The sequence below is a fragment of the Streptomyces tatrensis genome, assembly GCF_049310065.1.
GTDB lineage: Bacteria > Actinomycetota > Actinomycetes > Streptomycetales > Streptomycetaceae > Streptomyces.
The window spans coordinates 3,306,665-3,323,862 of record NZ_JBMDLB010000011.1; the positions used below are offsets into that span (position 1 = coordinate 3,306,665).

Sequence of the window (17,198 nt, forward strand, 5' to 3'; positions counted from 1 at the left end):
CGCTGATCACACGGCAGTCGCGGAAAGAGTGGGCGAATCCTACGCGCCTGCCGTGATCGTGGATCAGATATGTCCGCCCCCCGGACGCTCACGCCTCGCGCGAGCCCTCGTACATCTCCTCGATGAGGTGCTTGAACTCGCGCTCGACGACCGGCCGCTTCAGCTTGAGGCTCGGGGTGAGGTCCCCGTGCTCCACGTCGAGGTCGCGCGGCAGGAGGCGGAACTTCTTGACCGTCTGCCAGCGCTGGAGGCCCTCGTTGAGGGTCTGGACGTACGTCTCGATGAGCCGGTTCGTCTCGGGGGCGGCCAGGACCTGGGAGTACGTCTTGCCCTCCAGGCCGTTCTCGGCGGCCCAGACCAGGATGGAGGGCTCGTCGAGGGCGATGAGGGCGGAGCAGAAGTTCCGGTCGGCCCCGTGGACGACGATGCTGGAGACGTAGGGGCAGAGCGCCTTGAACCGGCCCTCGATCTCCGCCGGGGCGACGTACTTGCCGCCCGAGGTCTTGATCAGGTCCTTCTTGCGGTCGGTGATGCGCAGGTAGCCGTCGGCGGAGAGTTCGCCGATGTCGCCCGTGTGCAGCCAGCCGTCGGCCTCCAGCACCTCGGCGGTCTTCTCGGGCTGCCCGTGGTAGCCCTGCATGATGCCGGGGCCGCGCAGCAGCACCTCGCCGTCGTCGGCGATGCGGACCTCGGTGCCGGGGAGCGGCTTGCCGACGGTGCCGGTGCGGTAGGCCTCGCCGGGGTTGACGAAGGAGGCGGCGCTGGACTCGGTGAGCCCGTAGCCCTCCAGGATGTGGATGCCCGCGCCGGAGAAGAAGTAGCCGATGTCGGGGGCGAGGGCGGAGGCGCCGGAGACGGCGGCGCGCAGGTTGCCGCCGAAGGCCTCGCGGAGCTTGGAGTAGACGAGCGCGTCGGCGATCTTGTGCTTGGTGGAGAGGCCGAGCGGGGCGGTGGCGTTGCCGGTGCGGCGGAAGTTGTCCTGGGTGACCTTGGCGTACTCGCGGGCCACGCCGACCGACCACTGGAAGATCTTGTACTTGGCTCCGCCGGCGGCCCGGGCCTTGGCGGCCACGCCGTTGTAGACCTTCTCGAAGATGCGCGGGACGGCCGCCATGTAGGTCGGCTGCACGATCGGCAGGTTCTCGATGATCTTGTCGATCCGGCCGTCGACGGCGGTGACGTGACCGACCTCGATCTGGCCGGAGGTGAGCACCTTGCCGAAGACGTGCGCGAGCGGCAGCCAGAGGTACTGGACGTCGTCCTTGGTGATCAGGCCGGTGGCGACGGTGGCCTTGGCCATGTACGACCAGTTGTCGTGCGGCAGCCGCACGCCCTTGGGACGCCCGGTGGTGCCGGAGGTGTAGATGAGCGTGGCGAGCTGGTCCGCGGTGATGGCCGCGATCCGCTCCTTGACCGCCTCGGGGTGCTTGGCCAGGTACTCGCGGCCGCGCGCCTCCAGGTCGGCGAGGGACAGCACCCAGCCCTCGGGGTCGCCGTCGACGGCGACCGCGTCGGCGGCCTCGAGGACCACCACGTGGGCGAGGTGGGGCAGGTCGGCGCGCCGCTCGCGGGCCTTGGCCAGCTGGGTTGCGTCCTCGGCGATCAGTATCCGGCTCTCGGAGTCGGACAGGATGAACGCCGACTCCTCGGCGTTCGTGCTCGGGTAGATGGTGGTCACGGCGCCGCCGGCGCACATCACGCCGAGGTCCGCGAGGATCCACTCCACCCGGGTGTTGGAGGCGAGCGCGACGCGCTGCTCCGACTGGATCCCGAGGTCGATGATCCCGGCCGCGATGGCGAAGACCCGCTCGGCGGCCTGGCCCCAGCTGAGCGACTTCCAGTCGTCGGGGCCGCCCTGCCCGTCCGCGGCGGGTACGGGATAGCGGTAGGCCTCGCCGTTGGGCGTGGCGGCGACACGCTCCAGGAAGAGGGTCGCCACAGTGGGCGGGCGGTTCTCGATCAAGGTCTGTGTGTCGCTCACGGACATCCTCCGGACCACGCGGCAGGCCTGTCTCGTCACAAGGCGGGACTGACGGGGTGACGAGTCGGGGTGGGTGGCTGAGTCAGGGCTTGGCCGCATCCGACCAAGAAAACTGGCGAGTAACCAACGAGCAGTGATCAGACTAGGGGCCCTCCGCCTGGCGCGTAAGAGCCCTTGGGGCGCCGATTCATAACGAAGCGGAGCCCGCGCTCCACGGTGCCCGCGCACGGGGACGGAGCAGGCCCCCGCGCCGGAGCACGGGGGCCTGCCTCTTCATCGCGTTCTCATCACACTGCGACTACTACTTCTTCTACTGTTTCTACTGCTTCTACTTCTTCTTGCCGCCGGACTCGTCGCTGGAGAGGACGGCGATGAAGGCCTCCTGCGGGACCTCCACGGAGCCGACCATCTTCATGCGCTTCTTGCCTTCCTTCTGCTTCTCCAGCAGCTTCCGCTTGCGGGAGATGTCACCGCCGTAGCACTTGGCGAGGACGTCCTTGCGGATGGCGCGGATGGTCTCGCGGGCGATGACGCGGGAGCCGACGGCCGCCTGGATCGGGATCTCGAAGGCCTGCCGCGGGATGAGCTCGCGCAGCTTGGCGACCAGGCGCACGCCGTAGGCGTAGGCGGCGTCCTTGTGGCAGACGGCGGAGAAGGCGTCGACCTTGTCGCCGTGCAGCAGGATGTCGACCTTGACCAGGCTGCCGGACTGCTCGCCGGTGGGCTCGTAGTCGAGGGAGGCGTAGCCGCGCGTCTTCGACTTCAGCTGGTCGAAGAAGTCGAAGACGATCTCCGCGAGCGGCAGCGTGTAGCGGATCTCGACCCGGTCCTCGGAGAGGTAGTCCATCCCGAGAAGGGTGCCGCGGCGCTGCTGGCAGAGCTCCATGATCGCGCCGATGAACTCGGAGGGCGCGAGCAGGGTGGCCCGTACGACCGGCTCGAACACGTCCGAGATCTTGCCCTCGGGGAACTCGCTCGGGTTGGTGACGGAGACTTCCTTGCCGTCCTCCATGACGACGCGGTAGACCACGTTCGGCGCGGTGGCGATCAGGTCGAGCCCGAACTCGCGCTCCAGGCGCTCGCGCACCACGTCCAGGTGGAGCAGGCCGAGGAAGCCGACGCGGAAGCCGAAGCCGAGCGCCGCCGAGGTCTCCGGCTCGTAGACCAGCGCGGCATCGTTGAGCTGGAGCTTGTCCAGGGCCTCGCGCAGGTCGGGGTAGTCCGAGCCGTCGAGCGGGTACAGGCCCGAGAAGACCATCGGACGCGGGTCCTTGTAGCCGCCGAGGGCCTCGGTCGCGCCGTTGTGCAGGCTGGTGATGGTGTCACCGACCTTGGACTGACGGACGTCCTTCACGCCGGTGATGATGTAGCCCACCTCGCCGACGCCGATGCCGTCGGCCGGGGTCATCTCCGGGGAGGAGACGCCGATCTCCAGCAGCTCGTGCGTGGCGCCGGTCGACATCATCCGGATGCGCTCGCGCTTGTTGAGCTGGCCGTCGATGACACGGACGTACGTCACGACACCGCGGTACGAGTCGTAGACGGAGTCGAAGATCATCGCGCGGGCCGGGGCGTCCTTGGGACCGACCGGGGCCGGGACCGTGGCGACGATCTTGTCGAGCAGCACGTCCACGCCGAGACCGGTCTTCGCCGAGACGCGCAGGACGTCCTCCGGCTGGCAGCCGACCAGGTTCGCGAGCTCCTCGGCGAACTTCTCCGGCTGGGCGGCCGGCAGGTCGATCTTGTTCAGGACCGGGACGATCGCCAGGTCCTTCTCCATCGCCAGGTACAGGTTGGCGAGGGTCTGCGCCTCGATGCCCTGGGCCGCGTCCACCAGGAGGACCGTGCCCTCGCACGCCGCCAGGGAGCGCGAGACCTCATAGGTGAAGTCGACGTGCCCGGGGGTGTCGATCATGTTGAGGATGTGGGTCTTGCCCTGGTCCTCGCCCGTGTTCGGCGCCCAGGGCAGCCGGACCGCCTGGGACTTGATCGTGATGCCGCGCTCACGCTCGATGTCCATGCGGTCGAGGTACTGGGCGCGCATCTGCCGCGAGTCCACCACACCGGTGAGCTGGAGCATCCGGTCGGCAAGGGTCGACTTGCCGTGGTCGATGTGCGCGATGATGCAGAAATTGCGGATCAGCGCCGGGTCGGTACGGCTCGGCTCGGGCACGTGGCTGGGGATCGCGGGCACGCAGTGTCCTGATTCTCGGGTCGCAGTCGGAACGAAGTGTGGGCGTCGGTCTGCGCGAAGTCGGATCTGCTCGGCTCTATACGCAGACTCCCATGGTCCCATGAACCGGGGAGTGCGCTCGGTTTGGGCCGGTCGGACGGCAGCTGGTAGCCTGAGCAGCTGTGTCTCGTGTGCCCTCTAGCTCTACGGGACGCAATCCGAAGATCAAATCTCTGAACCTGCAAAGGCTCTTTCGTGGCGAACATCAAGTCCCAGGTCAAGCGCAACAAGACGAACGAGAAGGCTCGCCTTCGCAACAAGGCCGTCAAGTCCTCGCTCAAGACCGCCATCCGCAAGGCCCGTGAGGCCGTCGTCGCCGGTGACGTCGAGAAGGCCACCGTGGCTTCCCGCGCCGCTTCCCGCGCGCTCGACAAGGCCGTCTCGAAGGGTGTCATCCACAAGAACGCCGCCGCCAACAAGAAGTCGGCGCTGGCGATCAAGGTTGCCTCCCTCCAGGGCTGAGCTCCTGATGTGATCGCCGGGCCGGGAACCAGCGGGCCCTCTCTCCCGCTCCCGACCGGCACTCCGCGCCGCACACGAAGCGTTCGCCACGCGGGTGCGGTGCAACCCCAGAAGTAACCGAAGGCCCCGGCCGCCTCCCTTCCCCAGGGCAGCGGCCGGGGCCTTCGACATGCGGCCCTCCGGGCCTTCCGCCGGACGCGATCGGCACCCCGGGGTACGCGGGCACCCTGCCCCGCACGCACCCCCGGGCCTCCCGGGACCGGGCACGCGCGGCGCCCCGGGGTACGCGGGTGGTCTTCCGGGGCCGGGCACACGCGGCGCCCTGGGGTACGCGGGCACCCTGACCCGCGCACCCCTCGGGCACACACGGGAACCCCAGGCCGCACGGGCCCCGAGCCGTACCGGAACCCCGAGCCGCACGGGCCGCACGGCCGTATGGGACCTCGAGCCGTACGGGACCTCGAGCCGTATGTGCCTCCAGCCCCAGCCATACGGGACCCTCGAGCCGTACGGGCCTCCGCCCCGCTCGGGGCCGAGCCCACTGCGGGACCGAGCTCCTCCCGGGGCCACCCCGGGACCGCCCCGCTCCGAGCCCCGGCCCGCTCAGGACTCCAGCCTTACCGGCCGCACCGAGCGCCGGGCAGCACGCGAGACCCGGTCCGCACGGGACTCAGGGACGCCCCGCCCAGGCATCCGGCCCGTTCGCAGCCCCGGTCCCACTCAGCCGGCTCCGGGAAGCCCCAAAGCGTCAAGGTCCCCGACCCACCGGCCGCCCGGAGCCCCGAGGTCCACAGGCCTCAGGGCGCGCCCCACCCAGGGTCCCGGCCCACACGCAGCCCCGACCCGATCAGGGCACCACCAAGGCCCCCGGCCTACCGGCCGACCACAGCCTCGGGCCGTACGAGAACTCCGGGCCACACGGGACAGACGACGCGGCCCGCACGAGGCTCCGGCCCGCTCAACAGCCCCGGCAATACCCCGGGTCGTCACGATTCCAGGCCTACCAGCCGACCGGAGCGCCGGATCCCACAGGAGCTCCGCTCCGCACGGGACTCGGAGCCCGGCCCGCCCAGGGCCCAGCCCACTCGCAGCCCCGGCCGCCCAGGGCCCAGAGAAGACCCCGAACCAACCAGGCCCCAGGCCTGCCGGCCGCACGGGGACTCGGGGGCGTGAGGGTTCCGGGCCGCCGCACGATGCTCCGGGGGCGGCCCCTTCCGAGTCGGCCCGCACGGGGTTCCTGCCCGACTCGGAGGTCCGGTTCACTCAACTTCCCCAGGTCTGCCGACCGTACGGAGCCCGCGGCGTACGGGAGCTCCGAACCCGCTTGGGGCGGGCCGCCTCAGGTCTGCGCCGGGGGCCTTTCGGGTGCGGCGGGGTGGGCCGTGACGGCGGCGAGGACGGTGGCCGTGAGGATCTCCGGCGCCTCGGCAGGCGCCATCCGCCCGGCCTGGACCTCGGCGGCGGCCGCGTGGACCAGGCTGTAGACGACCGTGACCAGCCAGTCCGCGGACAGGTCGGCACGCAGCTCGCCGCTCGCCCGGCCGCGGCCGATCAGCCGGCGAACGGGAGCAAGGATCCGGTCATGGCGCTCGCGCAGCCGCTCGGGCGGCAACGCCGCGGAGACGGCCGCGAACACCGCGGAGTGCCGGTCGAGGAGCCGCCACGAGCTGCGGATGAGCAGCCCGAGGGCTTCCTCGGCACTCCCCTCCTCACCGTCGAGCGCCTCCAGCGCGGCCGCGGCCTCGTCGACGGCCCGGTCGAGGGCGGCGTCGAGGAGGGCTTCCCGGGTCGGGAAGTGCGAGTAGAGCGTGACGCGGCTGACTCCGGCGGCGCGGGCGACGGCGGCCATGCTCGCCTGCGGGTCGGCGAGGAAACAGTCCAGGCCCGCGTCGACGATCGCGGCGGAGTTCCGCTCGGCGTCTGCGCGGCGGGGGCGGGGTGCGTCGGAAGCCATACCCACAAACTTAACACCGCTGTTCACATTCTCCGGACGAAGCCGCATACTCAATCCCTAACACCACTGTTAATTTTAGGAGCGACTTCGCCATGCCCTCACACGCCCCGCACCCCCAGAACCCGGACCGGAAACAGGACGCCCACCCCCACTCGAGCTCCCACCCCCACCCGAGCTCCCACCCGAACCCGCCCCCACACCCACGCCGTCGCCCCCTCCTCGCCCTCCTCTGCCTGGCGCAGTTCATGCTCATCGCCGACGTCACCGTCGTGAACGTCGCCCTCCCCGCCATCGGCGCCGACCTCTCCCTCTCCGGCCCCGGCCTGACCTGGGTCGTCACGGCGTACACCCTGTTCTTCGGCGCCCTCCTGCTGGCCGGCGGGCGGCTCGCAGACCGGTTCGGTGCGGTGCGGACGTTCCTGGCCGGGCTGACCCTCTTCACCGCCGCCTCGGCGGCCTCCGGACTGGCGGCGGACGCAGCCACGCTGATCGCGGCCCGCTCCGCCCAGGGTGTCGGTGCGGCCCTGCTCTCGCCGGCCGCCCTGTCCCTGGTCACAAGCCTCTTCCAGGGTCCGGCCCGGCACCGGGCCCTCGGCGCCTGGGCGGCGATCGGCGGCACCGGCGCGGCGCTCGGGGTGCTGCTCGGCGGGATCCTCACCGACGGGCCCGGCTGGCGTTGGATCTTCTACCTCAACCTGCCCGTCGGCGTACTCGCCCTGCTCGGAATCCCGCTCCTGCTCGGCCGCTCGCTCCGCGGCGCCGCCCGCGCGGCGGATCCCGGCCGCCGGACCCCGGTGAACGTGCCTGCGATCCTCCTGCCGACCCTGGCCGCGGCTGCACTCGTCTACGGGCTGACCGAACGCTCCTGGCTCCCGACCCTCGGCGCCCTGGCCGCGGTGGCCCTCCTGGTGGCGACGCAACGCCGCTCCACGAACCCCCTGATGCCCCCCGCCATGCCGGGACGGCGCTCCCTGCTGGGCGGCAGCGCGGTGATGCTGGGGGCGGCGGGCCTGCTCGTGACCGGCTTCTACCTGAGCTCCCTGCACATCCAGCAATCCCTCGGGCGAAGCCCCTTGGTCACCGGGCTGGCCTTCCTCCCGGCGGCGGTGGCCGCCACCGCGGGCGCACACCTGGGTTCCCGGCTGCTCCCCCGCTTCGGCTGGCGCCCGGTCGGCGCGGCGGCGTTCACCCTGGCCGCCGCGGGCGCGGCCCTCACCCCCCTGGGCGGCCTCTGGTCGGGCCTGGTCCCCGGCTTCGCCCTACTGGCCCTCGGACTCGGCGCGGCATTCGTGTGCGCCACGACCTCGGCCCTCGCCGAAGTGGCCCCGGCCCACACCGGCCTGGCCTCCGGCCTGGTCGGCACCTCGCACGAACTGGGAGCGGCCCTGGCCATAGCCGCCCTGGCCTCGGCCGACTTCACGACCCTCGCCTACCCGGCCCTGACCCTGGCCCTGGCCACCCCCTTCCTCCTCCCCCCGGGCCACCCCGACCCCGACTCCCCCCACGCAATGGCCCACTGACCCACCCCACGAGGACCAGCCCGAACAGCACCACCCCAGCCGTCCAGCGCCTGACCACCAGGCCCAGACAGCACCAACCCACCCCGTTCGGCGCGTGAGATCCAGGCCCGAACAGCACCACCCCAGCCCGTCCGGCGCGTGAGAACCAGGCCCGAACAGCACCAACCCAGCCCGTCCGGCGCGTGAGAACCAGGCCCGAACAGCACCAACCCAGCCCGTCCGGCGCGTGAGAACCAGGCCCGAACAGCACCACCCCAGCCCGTCCGGCGCGTGAGAACCAGGCCCGAACAGCACCACCCCAGCCCGTCCGGCGCGTGAGAACCAGGCCCGAACAGCACCACCCCAGCCCGTCCGGCGCGTGAGAACCAGGCCCGAACAGCACCACCCCAGCCCGTCCGGCGCTTGAGGACCGGGTCCGGGCGGAGCCCGGGGAACGGGCGAAGGGCGGGTAGGGGACAACCCCCGCAGGGCCCACCACCCGCAGCCGCACACCGGCGCCGCCAGACCGGCCCCGCACCCCGTCCGGCTGCCCAGGACCGGGGACTCAGATACCGCCCGGCTCCGGGCGGGGCAGGGGCTCAGCCCCGAGAGGCAAGGGCCGCGCGGCTGCGGACACCAAAGGCCGCTCCGGGGGCCAGGGACTCAGCACCGGGCCCCGGGGCTAGCCCCGGCGGGTCCGCGCCGCCCGGGCGACCGCGACGACCGCCTTCTCGAGCGCGTACTCCGGGTCGTCGCCCCCGCCCTTCACACCCGCATCCGCATCCGCCACCGCCCGCAGAGCATCCGCGACACCATCCGCCGACCACCCCCGCATCTGCTGCCGGACCCGGTCGATCTTCCACGGCGGCATGCCGAGGTCGCGCGCGAGGTCCCCGGGACGGGCCCCGCGCGGGGCCGAGGCCAGCTTCCCGATCGCCCGTACCGCCTGGGCCAGCGCGCTGGTGATCAGCACCGGAGCCACCCCGGTGGACAGGGACCACCGCAGGGCCTCCAGGGCCTCCGCGGCTCGCCCCTCCACCGCCCGGTCGGCGACGGTGAAGCTCGAGGCCTCGGCCCGGCCGGTGTAGTAGCGGCCGACCACGGCCTCGTCGATCGTGCCCTCGACGTCCGCGCACAGCTGCGCCGCCGCGCTCGCCAGCTCGCGCAGGTCGCTGCCGATCGCGTCGACCAGCGTCTGGCAGGCCTCGGGCGTGGCCGAACGGCCCAGCGTCCGGAACTCTCCCCGCACGAACGCCAGCCGGTCCGCCGGCTTCGTCATCTTCGGGCAGGCGATCTCGCGGGCACCCGCCTTGCGCGCGGCGTCCAGCAGGCCCTTGCCCTTGGCGCCGCCGGCGTGCAGGAGGACGAGGGCGATCTCCTCGAACGGTGCGTCGAGGTACGCCTTGACCTCCTTGACCGTGTCGGCCAGCAGGTCCTGCGCATTGCGTACGACGAGCACCTTGCGCTCCGAGAAGAGCGAGGGGCTGGTCAACTCGGCCAGTGTGCCGGGCTGGAGCTGCTCGGAGCTGAGGTCACGCACGTCCGTGTCGGCATCGGCGGCTCGTGCCGCCGTCACGACCTCCCGCACGGCGCGGTCGAGCAGCAGGTCCTCCTGCCCCACCGCGAGGGTGATCGGGGCGAGCGGATCGTCGGTGGAATTCTTCCTGGTGGCCATCGCCTCCAGCATCCCACGCCGCACTGACAGACCCTCGCGCCCCGGCCCCCTCCCCCGTACCCGAGAATGTCCGGGTGAACGTGCGACATGTACTCGTCCTGCCCGACCGCGACACCGCCGAGGAGGTGGCGCGGGAGGTGGTCGACCGCTTCGGCCTCCCGGAGGAACCTCAGCTGGTCCGCGACGCCCTCGCCGGTGAGGACGACGCCGAGGACGCCCAGTGGCTGGTGGTCGTCGAGGACCCGCGCGAACAGCTGGACGCCGCGGCCCTGGACGAACTCGCCGCCGAGTACGACGGCTGGCTCGAAGCCCCGTAACCGTCGGCCAGGCAATCGACACGATCCCCAACTCCCTTGCACTGGCGGCGGCACGTGCCGTCGCACTGCTGCCCGCCTCCGTGCCGAACGCCGCAGACAGGACCACCCCGCGGCTCGCCGAGCCGGGCGGGGCCACACCGCGGCCGACACAAAGGTCGACGTGGACGGGACACGCGTCGCGGACGGCCGTGCCGCGGTGCAGGTGCCGGACGACACCGTCTCCGACGAGGGCGGCGAGGCCGTACCGGGCGGGACCGCCGCCGGTACCGCGGAGCCGGCTCAGCCGCAGCCGAAGATCAACCTGCTCGTCGGCTACAACTACCGGAGCAGCGGCGTCCCGTACCTCACCTACCCTTCCACCAACACCTACCGGAAGTCGGTGGCGAGCATTGCGGCGTCCAACCCCAACTCGACCTCCTGCGCGTTCCGCACGTGACGGAGCCGTGCGTGTCCTCGTCCTTCTGGTGAGCGTGCTCTGTGCCGCGCTGCTCTCCGGATGCGGCAGCGGTGACGGATCCGGCGGCGGGCCCGACCTCGCGGATCAGGACCGTTTCCTCCGGGAGTACGTCCGTGTGCTCAACGACTCCGACCAGGACGGCCTGGCCCGACTGCTCGATGCCCATCCGGCGGGCGCTCAGGACGCGAAGGCCCGGATCGCCGCGTACGGCGGGAGGGACTGGGACGTCAGCTGGAGCCGCACGTCGGAGTTCAGCGGCGTGTGGAGGGTGACGCTCAGCGGCACGGCCGGTACGGACCGGGCGCCCGTCCGGGTGACCGAGACGGTGACCTGGGAGGACGAGCACTGGGTGATGGCCCCGCTGAACGGAGTCGTACCCACGCCCTCCAACGCGGCGGACACGACACCGCCCGACAGCTGACCGCGCCCCCTCGGCACCTGGCGTTCTTCGCCGCGGTGGTCCGCGCATCCGGCGGATGTGCGGACCACCGCGGCACGGCAGCCGCCGGCCCCCGCGTGCTGCCGCCGGATCCCGCTCGGTCAGGCCTTGTGGACGATCTGCACGTCCAGGGTCACTTCCACGGTCGAACCGATCGCCGCGATCCCGTGCGCCAGCATCGACTGCCAGTTCAGCGTGAAGTCCTCGCGGTTCAGTTCGGCCGTCGCCCGACAGGCCGCCCTCGGCTCGCCCTCCAGTCCGGTACCCAGACCCAGGTACTGGGTGTCCAGGGTGACGGACCGGCTGACCCCGTGGAGGGTGAGAGCGCCCGCCACGGACCAGCGGCTGCCGCTGCGGTGGATGAACCGCTCGCTGTAGAACTCCACCGTCGGGTGGCGTGCCGCGTCCAGGAAGTCCGCGGAGCGCAGGTGGTCGTCCCGCATCCGCAGCCCGGTGTTGATGCTCGCCGCGTCGATGATCACGTGCATGGAGGAGTCCTCCATGCGCTCGGCTATCCGCACCGCGCCGGCGAAGGTGTTGAACCGGCCGTTGATCCGGGCGAAGCCGATGTGCCGGGCCGAGAACCCGATCGACGAATGCCCCGGATCCAGCTCCCAGTGCCCCGGCTGCGGCAGCAGCGGCGGATCCACCGAGTCCAGGACGATCTCCCCGGTGCCCGGCTGCGCCGGATCCCCCACCAGCGTCGCCCCGTGGAAGGGCGCGTAGCCCTCGGCCGTGACGCTCAGCCGGTACTCGCCCGCCGGCACCGCCGCCGTGAACCCGCCGTACGGGTCGGTCTCCCCGCTGACGATCCGCCGGCCTATCGGGTCGGTCACCTCGAACTTGGCCTGCCGGACCGGCTGGTGGACCGTGTCGAGGACCCGGCAGCTGAGCAGCCGTGCGGTATGAGGAAGCGTCAGTGTCGCGGATGTCTGGGGACTGGCGCTTCCCGCCGTCTCCATCCCCCGTCTGCGACTGAACATGGTTTATGCACCCCCGTGCTGTGTGGACTTGGACCGCTCTGGCGAAAACGCATTCGATCATGCTGTCGGGTTGGGGGCAAACGGAGTGGTCACTCCTGGTATGCCCGTGCCGTCCCCGTCGCCGAATGGCCGGGAACGCCCGCAGCCGCGGGCCGCTGCCGGTGACGGCGACCGAACCGTCCTCGTCCGTGCGCAGCACGGCCGCGCCCGACTCCCGCAGCCGGGCGAGCGTACCCGCCGCGGGGTGTCCGTACCTGTTCCCGGCGCCCACCGGGACGATCGCGAGGCGCGGCCGGATCCGCTCGTACAGCCCGGGATCCTGATGGGCGCTGCCGTGGTGCGCGACCTTGAGGACGTCGACCGGCCCCAGTTCCGGATGGTTCCTCAGCAACGCCTGCTGGGAGCCCGGTTCGAGGTCGCCCAGCATCAGGAGGGTCAGGCCCGCGCCGCGCACCAGCAGGGCCACGCTCGCGTCGTTGGGGCTCTCGGCGGGAACGCCCGTGGCCGGCGGCCACAGCACCTGCCACTCCAGCGGCCCGGCCCGCCTCCGCTCCCCCTCCACGGCAGGGACGACGGGCACCCCGGCGGCCGCGGCCGTCCTCCGTACGAACGCGGCCTGCCCCGGCGGTTCTTCCAGCCCGGTGACTTGCACCACACCCACCGAGCGGCCCCTCAACACCCCCGCCAGTCCGCCCACGTGGTCGGCATGGAAGTGCGTGAGAAGGATCATCGGCACGCGGCTCACGCCCAGCTCCCTCAGGCACCCGTCCACCGGCCCGGGCTCGGGGCCCGCGTCCACCACCACGGCCGTACCCGGGCCCACGGCGAGTACGGCGGCGTCCCCCTGGCCGACCGCGCACTGGGTGTAGCTCCAGTCGGGCGGCGGCCAGCCCTTGACCGTACGAGTGACCAGTGGCGGCCTCAGTACGGCGAGGAGCAGCACCACGGCCAGGGCGGGGGCGAGCCATCGCCCACGGCCGAACCGCCTGCCGAGCACCACCACCGCCAAGGTGGCCGCGGCGAGCAGCAACCCTCCGCCCACCCCGCCGGGCCAGCCCAGCTCCGCCCCGGGCAGTCCCGCCCCGCCCCGGGCCACGGCGGCGATCCATCCGGCGGGCACGCCCGCACACCGGGCGAGCACCTCGGCCACCGGCCGGCACAGCGGGGCCGCCGCCAGCGCGGCGAACCCCAGGACCGTGGCGGGTCCCGCCGCCAGCTCTGCCAGCAGATTGCAGGGCACCGCCACCAGGCTCACCCGGGCCGACAGCACCGCGACGACGGGCGCACACACCGCCTGGGCCGCCGCCGCAGCAGCCAGCGCCTCGGCCCAGCGGGGCCGCATGCCGCGCCGCACCAGGGCCTCGCTCCACCGGGGAGCCAGCGTCAGCAGGGCCCCGGTGGCCAGGACGGAGAGGAGGAAGCCGTAGCTCCGGGCCAGCCAGGGGTCGTAGAGCACCAGCAGCAGGACGGCGGCGGCCAGCGCCGGGATCAGGGACCTGCGCCTCCCGGTGGCGATGGCCAACAGGGTGACCGATCCGCAGGCCGCCGCCCGCAGCACGCTGGGCTCCGGTCGGCACACCACGACGAAGGCCAGGGTCAGGGCCACCCCGCACAGGGCCGTCGTCCGCAGCGAGAGCCCCAGGCGCGGTGCCAGCCCGCCCCGCTCGGCCTGCTGCGCTCGGGACGGGGCCCCGATGAGCAGGAAGAGCACCACGGTCAGGTTGGAGCCGGAGACGGCCAGCAGGTGCAGCAGATCGGTGGCGCGGAACGCGTCGTGCAGATCGGGCTCCACCCGGGAGGTGTCCCCGACCACCAGTCCCGGCAGCAGGGCCCTGGCGTCCGGGGCCAGCCCGTCGGTGACCTCGCGCAGCCCGGCCCGCAGCCGCCCGGCGATCCGCTGCACGGTGTCCGGACCGGCGGTCACCCGTGGCGGGGCGTCCCCGGCCGGACGGAGCAGGGCGACGGCCCGCTCCCCGTCCCGCGCCGGGGCCAGCCTGGCCACCACCTCGATCCGTATCGAGGGCTGCAACCGGGCCCACCCCGGATGCCCCGCCAGCACCCGCACCGGGGTCGACACCCGGGTCCGGGCACCATCGGGCCCGGTCACCCGGGTCACCACGGCGTCGAGCACCACCACCGGCGGCCCGCTCCCGGTACGGGCCGTCCGCGGATCGGAGCCCACGGTGAGGTCCGCCAGCACCCGGGCATGGTCCCGGGCCAGCTCCGGGACCGGCCCGGCCCGCGCCTCGGCCCGCTGGAGGCCCGCCACCCCGGCGCCGGCGGCCGCGCACAGCAGGACCGCCGCCACGGCCGTCCGGAACGGCACGGAGCGCCTCCGGCCCGCCAGCATCAGCAGCCCGGCCGCGCCCGCTCCCAGCCCCGCCGCCCCGGCACTCCAGCCGACGGGCACCCCGAGGGCCACGGCAGCCGCCACCCAAACGCCCAGAGCCGGTCCCACCAGCCGCAAATCCACCGGCCCCTGCTCCCGCCCGGCCAACCCCTGCCCGGCCGCCACCCGCCCGCGCGGCCCCTGCCCCGCCACTTCCCTCCCAGCCGGCCCCTGCCCCGCCTCTTCCAGCCCAGCCGGCCCCGGCACACGCGCACCCCGTCCGGCTGGACCTCGCCGCATCGGACCCCGCCCAGCCAGCCCACGCCCAACCAGCCCGCGCCCGGTCGGATCCCGCCCGGCTGGACCCCGCCGCATCGGACCCCGCCCAACCAGCCCGCGCCCAGCCAGCCCCCGCCCGGTCGGATCCCGCCCGGACGGGCCCCGCGCGCTCGGCCCCCGCGCGGCCGGGCCCGGCCCCGCCACGCCACCGCGGCTCACGGCCGCACCAGCTCGCGCAGATCGGCGAATCGGCGCTCGCCGATCCCGTTGACCTGCCGGAGCTCCTCCACCGAGCGGAAGCCCCCGCGCACCGTGCGGAAGTCCACGATGTGCTGCGCGAGGACCGGGCCGACCCCCGGCAGGCCGTCCAGCTGCTCGGCCGTGGCCGTGCCGAGGCTCAGCGGCCCGGAGGCGGCCCCGCCCCGGCCCGCTGCCGGCGGCGGGGCGGGAGCGCCCACCAGTACCTGCTCGCCGTCCATCAGGACGCGGGCCCGGTTCAGCCCGGTGGTGTCCGTCCCGGGCCGCACTCCCCCGGCGGCGGCCAAGGCATCGTCGACACGCGAGCCGGGAGGGAGCTTGCGCACTCCCGGGTCCCGGACCTTGCCGCTGACGTCCACCAGGATGGGACCGGCGCCGGGGCCCGCCCGCGCCGCGGTCGGGGCCGGCTCGGCGGCCGCCGCGGGCGCCACCACGGCGGGTGCGGTCACCGGCCGAGGCCGGGCCGCACCGTACTGCTGCGCTGCGAACCCGACCGCGACGACCAGCACCACCGAGACGGCGGCCACCGTGCGCGGCTCCACCCCACAGCGGGTTTGCAGCCACAGGGGCAGCCGCTCCCGCACCGCGAGCCACCGTGAAGCCCCAGCGGGTACCTCCCGGTCCCCGGCGGCCGGAGCCGCCCCCTCACCCCGGGCCGGCGCTTCGACGCGAACCGCCGGCCCGGGCCCGACCAACGGCTCCGGCCGGACCGCGGCCTCGGCCTCGAGCACCGCCCCGACGGCGTGGGCACCCGGGAGCTCCGCCCCGGCCGCGGTGCCCACCGGCGGCGGAGCTCCCGGGGGACGGCCCGCTCCGAGCAGGGCTTCGGCCCGGCGCCGCACCGCCGCGGGATCGGGGTGGCCCGGTCGCTGCCCGCGGCGATGCCGCAGACGGCTGTCAGAGAGCCGGGGACGGCCGGGGCCACTGGTGGCGCCGACGGGACCTGAGGTGCGCGTACGAAGAGTCATGGCACGACGGTAGGGCCGCACCTCGACACGCGTTCGGAAGCCTCAATTCCGGTGGATGGCCGGGCCGTTGTGGATATCTCCCTCACTCGAACCGGTGATCAGCGCGGGGAGACGACCGCCGCCAGCAACCCCGGTCCGGTGTGTGCGCCGATCACCGCGCCGACCTCGCTGACGTGCAGCTCGACCAGCCCGGGGATCCGCTCGCGAAGCCTCTGTGCCAGCTTCTCCGCGCGTTCCGGGGCCGCCAGGTGGTGCACGGCCACGTCGACGGGGCCGGACCCGGCGCGCTCGACGGCCAGCTCCTCCAGGCGGGCTATGGCCTTGGAGGCCGTACGCACCTTCTCCAGCATCTCGATCCGCCCGCCGTCCAGCGTCAGCAGCGGTTTCACCGCGAGCGCCGAGCCGAGGAGGGCCTGTGCGGCCCCGATGCGGCCGCCGCGGCGGAGGTAGTCGAGGGTGTCGACGTAGAAGTACGCGGACATGCCGGCGGCCCGCTTCTCGGCTGCGGCGACGGCTTCGTCGAGGGAACCCCCGGACTCGGCCACCTCCGCCGCGGCCAGGGCACAGAAGCCCAGGGCCATGGCGACCATGCCGGTGTCGACGACGCGGACGGGCACCGGGGCGGTCTTCGCGGCGAGGACGGCGGCGTCGTAGGTGCCGGAGAACTCCGCGGACAGGTGCAGGCTGACGATGCCGGTCGCACCGGCCTCCACGGCCTCTCGGTAGGCCCGGGTGAAGTCCTCGGGGCTGGGGCGGGACGTGGTGACCGAGCGGCGCTTCTGCAGGGCCAGGGCGAGGCTCCTGGCCGAGATCTCGGTGCCCTCTTCCAGGGCCTCGTCGCCGAGGACCACGGTCAGCGGGACGGAGGTGATTCCGTGCCGCGCCATGGCCGGTTGGGGCAGGTAGGCCGTGGAATCCGTGACGATCGCGACATGGCGGGACATGAGGCGGAGGTTACCGGCAGTGGAGGTGTTCCGGCAGCCCGGGTCCGCCGGTGGGCCTCCGGGCCCGGCTTTGAGTGGGCTGCCGCCCGGCTCCTGCTGGGCTGCCGCCGCGCTCCATCCGGGCCGCGGCCCGGTTTCTCCGGACTGCCGCCTAGGTTCCGCCGGGCTGCGAACAGCCCACGTGCAGGCCCATGCAGACTCCGGGGCGGGATCCGGGCGGACTCCGGACCGGCTCCGGCAGCAGGTGATCGGCCCTGCGGGGCTGGGTCCCCTACCCGCCCTTCCACCGTTCCCCGGGCTCCGCCCGGACCCGCGCCTCAAACGCCGGCGGGGCTGGAGGTGTCCCAGCGGGCCGGAAGGATCCGGCGCTGCAAACACCGGCGAGGCCGGACGAGTCCCACCAAGGCCGGGAAGGATCCC

At 73.3% G+C, this 17,198-nt stretch carries 11 protein-coding genes and 2 pseudogenes; 5 read left to right on the plus strand and 8 right to left on the minus strand.

Annotated elements, in window-relative coordinates; all coding sequences use genetic code 11:
• Window positions 1–88 precede the first annotated feature (88 nt).
• Together ACODT5_RS30830 and lepA are read right to left on the minus strand one after the other, a co-directional pair.
• On the minus strand, window positions 89–1,981 hold the full coding sequence (locus ACODT5_RS30830) for an AMP-dependent synthetase/ligase (protein WP_422522421.1): 1,893 nt from the start codon (window positions 1,979–1,981) through the stop codon (window positions 89–91).
• Between the two features lie 328 nt (window positions 1,982–2,309).
• Window positions 2,310–4,175, minus strand: a complete 1,866-nt coding sequence (lepA, locus tag ACODT5_RS30835) for a translation elongation factor 4 (protein ID WP_422522422.1) — start codon at window positions 4,173–4,175, stop codon at window positions 2,310–2,312.
• Window positions 4,176–4,409: 234 nt separating this feature from the next.
• On the opposite strand from lepA, the gene rpsT reads away from it, so the two are divergent.
• A complete protein-coding gene (gene rpsT, locus ACODT5_RS30840) occupies window positions 4,410–4,676 on the plus strand; it encodes a 30S ribosomal protein S20 (RefSeq protein WP_243334768.1) in 267 nt (88 codons plus the stop codon).
• A gap of 1,339 nt (window positions 4,677–6,015) precedes the next feature.
• On the opposite strand, the gene ACODT5_RS30845 is transcribed toward rpsT, so the two are convergent.
• Window positions 6,016–6,630, minus strand: a complete 615-nt coding sequence (locus ACODT5_RS30845; protein WP_422522423.1) for a TetR/AcrR family transcriptional regulator — start codon at window positions 6,628–6,630, stop codon at window positions 6,016–6,018.
• Between the two features lie 92 nt (window positions 6,631–6,722).
• Between ACODT5_RS30845 and ACODT5_RS30850 the strand changes: the two genes are divergently transcribed.
• On the plus strand, window positions 6,723–8,150 hold the full coding sequence (locus ACODT5_RS30850) for an MFS transporter (RefSeq protein WP_422522424.1): 1,428 nt from the start codon (window positions 6,723–6,725) through the stop codon (window positions 8,148–8,150).
• A 661-nt stretch (window positions 8,151–8,811) separates the two neighbouring features.
• On the opposite strand, the gene holA is transcribed toward ACODT5_RS30850, so the two are convergent.
• On the minus strand, window positions 8,812–9,804 hold the full coding sequence (gene holA / locus ACODT5_RS30855) for a DNA polymerase III subunit delta (RefSeq protein ID WP_422522425.1): 993 nt from the start codon (window positions 9,802–9,804) through the stop codon (window positions 8,812–8,814).
• A 74-nt stretch (window positions 9,805–9,878) separates the two neighbouring features.
• Here holA and ACODT5_RS30860 point away from each other — a divergent pair, with 74 nt between their 5' ends.
• The 3 genes and pseudogenes from ACODT5_RS30860 (at window position 9,879) to ACODT5_RS30870 (ending at window position 10,999) form a co-directional block, all read left to right on the plus strand.
• On the plus strand, window positions 9,879–10,121 hold the full coding sequence (locus ACODT5_RS30860; protein WP_422522426.1) for a hypothetical protein: 243 nt from the start codon (window positions 9,879–9,881) through the stop codon (window positions 10,119–10,121).
• Window positions 10,122–10,440: 319 nt separating this feature from the next.
• A pseudogene (locus tag ACODT5_RS46990) lies at window positions 10,441–10,557 on the plus strand (amidase domain-containing protein); the annotation flags it as partial.
• Window positions 10,558–10,564: 7 nt separating this feature from the next.
• The gene (locus ACODT5_RS30870; protein ID WP_422522427.1) at window positions 10,565–10,999 is read left to right on the plus strand and encodes a hypothetical protein; all 435 of its coding nucleotides are present in this window, start codon (window positions 10,565–10,567) and stop codon (window positions 10,997–10,999) included.
• A gap of 119 nt (window positions 11,000–11,118) precedes the next feature.
• Here ACODT5_RS30870 and ACODT5_RS30875 read toward each other — a convergent pair whose 3' ends face one another.
• From ACODT5_RS30875 to ACODT5_RS30890, 4 genes and pseudogenes are all read right to left on the minus strand, one after another.
• A complete protein-coding gene (locus ACODT5_RS30875) occupies window positions 11,119–12,000 on the minus strand; it encodes a YceI family protein (protein WP_422522428.1) in 882 nt (293 codons plus the stop codon).
• 136 nt (window positions 12,001–12,136) lie between these two features.
• Window positions 12,137–14,350, minus strand: a pseudogene (locus ACODT5_RS30880) (ComEC/Rec2 family competence protein); the annotation flags it as partial.
• A 473-nt stretch (window positions 14,351–14,823) separates the two neighbouring features.
• Window positions 14,824–15,834: a ComEA family DNA-binding protein gene (locus ACODT5_RS30885; RefSeq protein WP_422522429.1), complete on the minus strand. Its 1,011-nt coding sequence runs from the start codon at window positions 15,832–15,834 to the stop codon at window positions 14,824–14,826.
• Between the two features lie 98 nt (window positions 15,835–15,932).
• Window positions 15,933–16,778 carry a DegV family protein gene (locus ACODT5_RS30890; RefSeq protein WP_422522430.1) on the minus strand — a complete coding sequence of 282 codons (846 nt, stop codon included), beginning with the start codon at window positions 16,776–16,778 and terminating at the stop codon, window positions 15,933–15,935.
• Between the last annotated feature and the right edge of the window lie 420 nt (window positions 16,779–17,198).